This is a genomic window from Immundisolibacter sp., from assembly GCF_041625615.1.
GTDB lineage: Bacteria > Pseudomonadota > Gammaproteobacteria > Immundisolibacterales > Immundisolibacteraceae > Immundisolibacter.
Genome location: NZ_JBFJTF010000128.1, coordinates 1 through 6,487, shown reverse-complemented (window position 1 = coordinate 6,487; position 6,487 = coordinate 1). Strand labels below are relative to the sequence as shown.

5 protein-coding genes and 1 pseudogene are annotated in these 6,487 nt (G+C 71.0%); all 6 read right to left on the bottom strand.

Annotated features, from left to right (window positions below; translation table 11 throughout):
- Positions 1 to 139: 139 nt before the first annotated feature.
- Entirely contained in the window at positions 140 to 3,649 is a 3,510-nt protein-coding gene (locus ABYX71_RS09705) for an FAD-dependent oxidoreductase (RefSeq protein ID WP_372696300.1), read from the bottom strand.
- A 59-nt stretch (positions 3,650 to 3,708) separates the two neighbouring features.
- Entirely contained in the window at positions 3,709 to 4,059 is a 351-nt protein-coding gene (locus ABYX71_RS09700; protein ID WP_372696299.1) for a rhodanese-like domain-containing protein, read from the bottom strand.
- A 34-nt stretch (positions 4,060 to 4,093) separates the two neighbouring features.
- Positions 4,094 to 4,576, bottom strand: coding sequence for an aromatic-ring-hydroxylating dioxygenase subunit beta (locus ABYX71_RS09695; RefSeq protein WP_372696298.1), 483 nt, complete (start codon positions 4,574 to 4,576; stop codon positions 4,094 to 4,096).
- 11 nt (positions 4,577 to 4,587) lie between these two features.
- Positions 4,588 to 5,895: a Rieske 2Fe-2S domain-containing protein gene (locus ABYX71_RS09690; protein ID WP_372696297.1), complete on the bottom strand. Its 1,308-nt coding sequence runs from the start codon at positions 5,893 to 5,895 to the stop codon at positions 4,588 to 4,590.
- Between the two features lie 112 nt (positions 5,896 to 6,007).
- The gene (locus ABYX71_RS09685) at positions 6,008 to 6,217 is read right to left on the bottom strand and encodes a hypothetical protein (RefSeq protein WP_372696296.1); all 210 of its coding nucleotides are present in this window, start codon (positions 6,215 to 6,217) and stop codon (positions 6,008 to 6,010) included.
- A gap of 7 nt (positions 6,218 to 6,224) precedes the next feature.
- Positions 6,225 to 6,487: pseudogene (locus tag ABYX71_RS09680) on the bottom strand (hypothetical protein); the annotation flags it as partial.

Below are 6,487 nucleotides of genomic sequence, written 5' to 3'. Positions count from 1 at the left end.
CCGCGCGCCACGTTCGACCGCACGGAAGAACGCCGCCTTGATCAAACCCCAGCCCGCGTAGGGCGGGACAGGCACAGCCGTTAACCGCCGTCCCGCTGCCGCGGTAACCGGCCAGCCCAGCACCCCGGCCCGGGGCCACTCAGGCCGTCTCGCGCAGCCCCAGCCGACGCAGGCTGCGGTCGATCCACTGCGCGGTGAGCTTTTCCTGCACGCCGTTCTGGCGCAGGCGCTGACCGAGGCAGGCGAAGTCCACCTCGTCCAGCGGCTGGTCCTGGTTGAAGCAGGTGAACACCGGCGCCAGCGGCCGGCCGGTGGCCGGGTCGCGCCGGCCCTGCAGGCACTGGGCGCAGATTTCCTTGAGCATGCACTGCATCGGCGAGTTGATGGAGCCGATGGCCACGTGCGACTTGAGGTGCGCCGCCAGCACGCCGTGTCGGGCGGCAGCCACGGCGGCCATCATGCGGTCCGAGCCGATGGCGATGACGCGGTCGACCGCCGACAGCGGGATGGCCACCGGCCCCAGGGCGCCTTCGGCATAGGCCTGCATGGCGGCCACGATGTTGCCGGTGAAGGCATGGTCCTGCGCCCGGCCGGGCGTGAAACCGGGCGCCTGGTCGCAGGCCCACACCACCACGTCGGCGGCGGCCTCGATGTCCTGCACGCGGTAGCGGTCGGCGGCGTGCTTGTAGCCGGCGAAGTAGACGACGCGCGAGCCCGCCGCCCGCAGTGCCTTGCCGATGGACAGCAGCACCGCGTTGCCGAGTCCGCCGCCGGCCAGCAGCACGGTCTCGCCGGCGGGGATTTCCGTCGGCGCGCCGGTCGGGCCCATCAGCACCACCGGCTCGCCGGGCTCGAGGTACGCGCACAGGTCCGACGAGCCGCCCATTTCCAGCACGATCAGCGCCACCAGGCCCCGCTCGCGGTCCACCCAGGCGCCGGTCAGCGCCAGCCCTTCCATGGCCAGCGTGGTGTCCGCGTCGCGCCGGGCCAGCGTCTCGAAGTTCTGCAGGCGGTAGAACTGCCCGGGCTCGAAGCGCTGCGCCGCCAGCGGCGCGTGCAGCACCACCTCGACGATGGTCGGCGTGAGCCGCTCGACGCGCTCCACCCGCGCCCGCAGCAGGCCGTGCAGCCGGGCGTGGAAGTCGGCCGTGCCGTCGGCACTGGCCGGCGCGCGCGTCGCCAGCAGACGGCTGATGACGGGGTAGCCGCGCTTGGCGCTGGCCATGGCCTTGACCACGTTGCCGGCAAAACTCGGGTGCAGGTCGCCGAAAAAGCTCACGGCCCGACCGTCGGCGCGGCGCTCGGCCAGCATGGGCACCTCGCCGGACTTGGCCAGGCGCGGCGCCGCCTGCGGCTCGCCGTGCTCGTCCAGGCTGCGGAAATAGGTGCCGTCCAGCGCCAGCGCTCCCGGCGCCTCGCGCTGCAACACGGTGTTCGGCACCGTGCCGGCGGCCACCAGGATGGCGCGCGCCGGCAGCACCCGGCGTTCGCCGCTGGGTTGCAGGCGGCCGTCCTCGCCCGGCAACTGGCGCTCCACCTCAAGCCCGCTGGCGTGGCCGTGGGCGTCCACCTGCACGGCCACCGGCGCCAGACACTCGGCAAACTCGATGCCCTCCTCCAGCGCCTTGTGCACCTCCTCGTGATTGAGGGTGTAGCAGGGCGCCTCGGTCAGGCGCCGGCGGTACACCAGCGTGGCGCCGCCCCAGCCCCGCAGCAGCTCCTGCACGCGCGGCGCGCGGTGCTCGGCGGTGGCTGCGGCGCGCTCGGCACGCAGCGCGCGGGCGTGGGCGGTGAACTCGTCGGCGATGTCCCGTTCCTCGGCATCCCAGGCGCCGCGCACCGCCGCCTCGCCACGCTCGGCGCACAGCGTCTCGTAGCGGGCGAGGAACTTCTCCACCTGCAGCGGGTAATAGGCGAGTGCCTCGGTGGCGGTGTCGATGGCGGTGAGCCCGCCGCCGATCACCAGCACCGGCAGGCGCAGCTGCAGGTTGGCAATGGAATCGCGCCGCGCCGCGCCGGTCAGCTGCAGGCCCATCAGGAAATCCGACGCCTGGCGCACGCCACGGGCGAGGCCGTTCGGCACGTCCACGAAACGCGGCCGGCCGGCGCCCATGGCCAGCGCCACGTGGTCGAAGCCAAGATCGAAGGCGTCGTCCAGCGTCAGCGTGCCGCCCAGGCGCACGCCGCCGTGCAGGGCAAAGCCGGCGCGGCGCTCCAGCAGCAGGCGGATCAGCTTCAGGTAGTTCTTGTCCCAGCGCACGGTGATGCCGTACTCGGCCACGCCGCCGAAGCCGGCCATCACGCGCGCGTCCAGCGGCTCGAACAGCTCGCCCGCGTCGCGGATCAGCCGCGGCGGGCGGCGGCTGCCGTCGGCCGCCACGCCGGTGAGATCCGCCGGCAGCGGCTCGATCTTGAGGCCGTCGATACCGACCACGGCGTGCCCGTCGTTGAGCAGGTGGTGCGCCAGCGTGTAGCCGGCCGGCCCCATGCCGGCCACCAGCACCTTGCGGCCGGTGGCCGGGCGCGGCAGCGGGCGGTGCAGGTTCAGCGGGTTCCAGCGCGTGAGCAGGCTGTAGATCTCGAACCCCCAGGGCAGTTCCAGAACGTCGCGCAGGGTGCGCGTCTCCACCTGCGGGATGTCGACCGGCTCCTGCTTCTGGTAGATGCAGGCCTTCGAGCAGTCGTTGCAGATACGGTGCCCGGTGCCGGCCAGCATGGGGTTGTCCACGGCCGCGACCGCCAGCGCGCCGATGGGGCTGCCGTGGCCCTTGAGGTAGTTCATCTCGGAGATGCGCTCGTCCAGCGGGCAGCCCTGCAACGGCACGCCGAGCGCGCTCGACTTGAAGGCGCCCGCCTTGTCGCGCAGGCCGTGCGAACACGAATCGCGCCCCTGGTTGTGGCACCAGATGCAGTAATGCGCCTGATCCTGCACGTACTCGGCGCTGCCGCCGGCGTCGGTCAGGGCGAATCCTTCGCGCCGGCGCAGCGGCCCGTCCAGCCGGTGACGGGTGATGACCTGCTCGCGCACGGTGGCCAGCGGCACCAGGTGCTGCGGGTCGAGCTTGTGCGGCTCGTGAAACAGCACGCCCCCGGCGTGTGCCGCCTGCCCGGCCGGCGTGTGCAGCGCCCAGGCGGCGTAGCGCAGGGCCAGATCCAGTCCCTCCGCGTGCTGCTCGGCCGCCTCCGACCAGGCGTTGACGTGGCGGGCGAAGGCCAGCTCCGAGAACGGCTCGCCGAACACTGCCTGCAACTGCGCCGCCAGCGCCGGGCCGTCCTCGTGCGCCGCCTGCTCGGCCGTCAGCTTGCGCGCCGCCTGGCGCTGCACGAACTGCCGCTTGCAGGCATGCAGCGGTGCCAGGGCGTGATGGCGCGCCTGCAGGGCCTGCAACTCGGCGCCGATGCCGAACAGCCGGCCGACGAAATCCTCCAGATGCGGCCCGAGCTCCAGCAACAGCGCGCTGTGGGCCTTGTCGTCCAGGCTCTCGGGCGCGGCGCGGGCGGCCTCCAGACGCTGCGCCAGGTCGGCCGCGGCGTCCGTCAGCCAGGCACGGAAGGCCTCATCGACCCGGCCCAGGCCGACGTCGTCGTAGAGAACCTCGACCGGCAGGTCGAAGGCGAGGTGCAGGGATGCGGACGCGGAAACGGACATGACAACGGCAGGTATGAGGACGGGCCGCACATTCTAGGCGACCGCCAGCGCCGACCGGATCAGCGCTCCACCGGGTAGCCCGCTTCCTGCCAGGCGTTGAAGCCGCCGGCCAGCGACAGCACGTTGCGGTAGCCCATGCGCTGCAGGCTGTCGGCGGCCAGGGCCGAGCGCCCGCCGGACGCGCAGTACAGGACGATGGGCTGGTCCGGGTTTGGCGCCAGTTGCTCGATCTTGCCTTCCAGGATGCCGCGCGGCACGGCCTGGGCGCCGGCGATGTGGCCGGCGGCCCACTCGGCCGGCTCGCGGGTGTCGATGAGCAGGCCGGCCGCGTCGCCGGCGCGCAGGGCCTCGATGGAGGTTTCGCGGATGCGGGTCTTGGCGTCGTGCAGCAGGGCCTGGTAGCGCGTCATCGGCAATGTCCGGAAAGCGGGTCGACCGGCAACGCTACACCATGCACGACAGCTGCGTCATTTCGTGATCGTTGTTGATCAGCATGACTTTCTTGTAGGCCAGCTTGAAGTCGCCGCCGTGCGGGCGCAGGCGATGCTCGGTGCGGCCGATCCACTCCACCGGGTCGCGCCGGTTCACGCGCAGCTCGGTCAGGTGAAAATTGGAGAAGGTCTGCACCAGGCCGTCCGGGTGGTCGTAGATCTCGATGTTGGACACCAGGCGGCGCAGGCGCGAGCGCGGCTCCTGCGTCCAGGCCATGCCGGTCTCGGTGATGCGCGCCACGCGCAGGCGCAGGCGGGCGTGGTCGTCGTAGATGATGGACAGCTGGCGGGTGGGGTCGATGTCGTACTCGTTGCACGGCACCCAGTACAGGGCGTCCTCGTCCCACAGGGCGAACCAGTCGTCCAGCCGCTGCTCGTCCGCCAGGCGCGCCTCGCGGTACAGGAATTGCTCTACGGCGTAGCGATCGAAGGCCATCGGCGCGCTCCTCAGGGGCTGCTCATCAGTTCCAGGTAGTGGCGCCACTGCGAGCGCATGGTCAGCTCGCTCAGGTCACTCTGGTAGGGAATGCCGTCTTCGTCGCGTCCGACCGGCTGGTGGATGCCGCGGTTCATGAGAATCCACTCCACCTCGCGCGCCTGCAGGCCCTGGTAGTTGCGGGCCCAGACCTCGATGTCGTCCGACAGCTGGAAACCGGCCGGCCCGTAGGCGCCTTCGTCGCGGCGCAGGCGGGCGATGTTGATTTCGTCCGGCGCGCCCTTGAACAGGCACGGCGCGTAGTAGATGTAGGTCTCGTTCACGCTGACCGGCACGCACCAGCGGATTTCCTGCAGCATGTTGAACAGGTTGGGGAAAATCACCGTGTGGGCCGGCCCTTCGGTGAGGATCTGCTCCGCCTTGGCCTTGCCGTGCAGTTTTTCCAGTCCGTCCAGGTAGGCGCGCTGGGCGGATTCCGGGATGTCGCCGGACCACTCGCCGGTGTAGGTCATGCCGGTGACGCGCCGCTGCGGGCGCATGTCCAGGTCCGAATGGCCGTTGCCCAGATCGCGCGCGTGGATGAGGCCGAAGTAGCCCTTGCCCGGCGGTGGCGGCGGCTTGTCCGCCTTGGCCTCGAACATGTTGGCCAGGTACACGTTCGAGCCGTGGGTCTGGTAGACGTGGTACGAGTCGACCGAGTTCTCGGTCCACATCTTCCAGTTGCACTCGATGCGCATCCGGTACACGCCGTGGTTCATGGTGATCTCGCCGCTCGGCGACAGGTCGCAGAAACGGTCGATGTTGGCGGCGGCGGGGCCAAGGTGTTCCTGGAGGCTTTTGCCGGTCTTGGCCAGACTGGCGAAGATGAACCCCCGGTACATCTCCACCCGCGGCACGCGGTACAGGCCGTGGTCCTCGCGCCTGAAGTCGGGCGGGAAGTCCTCACGGAACAGCACGCCCTGCAGGTCGCCCTCGCAGCTGTAGGTCCAGCCGTGGTACGAGCAGGTAAAGGTGGGCGCATTGCCCGAGCGCGCCTGGCACAGGGTGTTGCCGCGGTGCGTGCAGCGGTTCAGCAGCACGCGCACCTGCATGTCCCGGCCGCGTGTGATGAGGATCGGCTGCTTGCCCAGATGGCCGGTGCGGTAGTCGCCGACGTTCGGCACCTCGCTTTCATGGCCCACGAATACCCATTCGCGGTACCAGATGCGTTCGAGTTCGTCCTCGAAGATGTCGGGGTCGGTATAGACCCGGGCGTGCACGCGGTCCGGCTTTACCAGGGCCGCGTAGTCGATCAGCGATGAACGGGTGGCCATGTCCATGGACGTTCTCCTCGTCGCGAGACGGGCGCTGTGGTGTTTTGGTCGTCGCCCGTGGTTTGCAGTCTAGGCCGCGCCGGCCGTGCCGTCAGCCCCAGTCGACCGTCCGGTCCGGTCAGGGCCGCCCGGCCGGCGGCGTGCCGGGCGTGGCGCCCTCCCGCTCCACGCCGCAGCGCGCGCAGCGCCAGCGCGCGGGCGTGCGGCCCGGCGCCGCGTACGGCCCCAGGTCCACCAGCTGCCAGGCGTGATAGCCGCGCGCGCACTGCCGCCGGCCCCGCTCGTCGGCCAACTGGTCGCGGCTGCGAAAGCGGATGACGTCGGACATCGGCGTGTTATCCGCAGCGGGTGGTCGGGTCGCCGGCCACCTCGCCTGCCAGGCAGGCGGACACGGCGCGATAGCAGTCGATCAGCATGGCCAGACTGTAACGGGCATTGGCCGGGCTCGGATTGGGCGTGACGAAAATGCGCGCGCCGGCGAATGTCGGTGTCTGCAGCCCGGGCGCCACCGCGCCCGCCGGCGCGCCCAGCACGTGCCGGCTGAAGGCCCGAAATACCGTGGCGCCGTGGAACCACAGCAGCGGCGGGCGACAGTCGG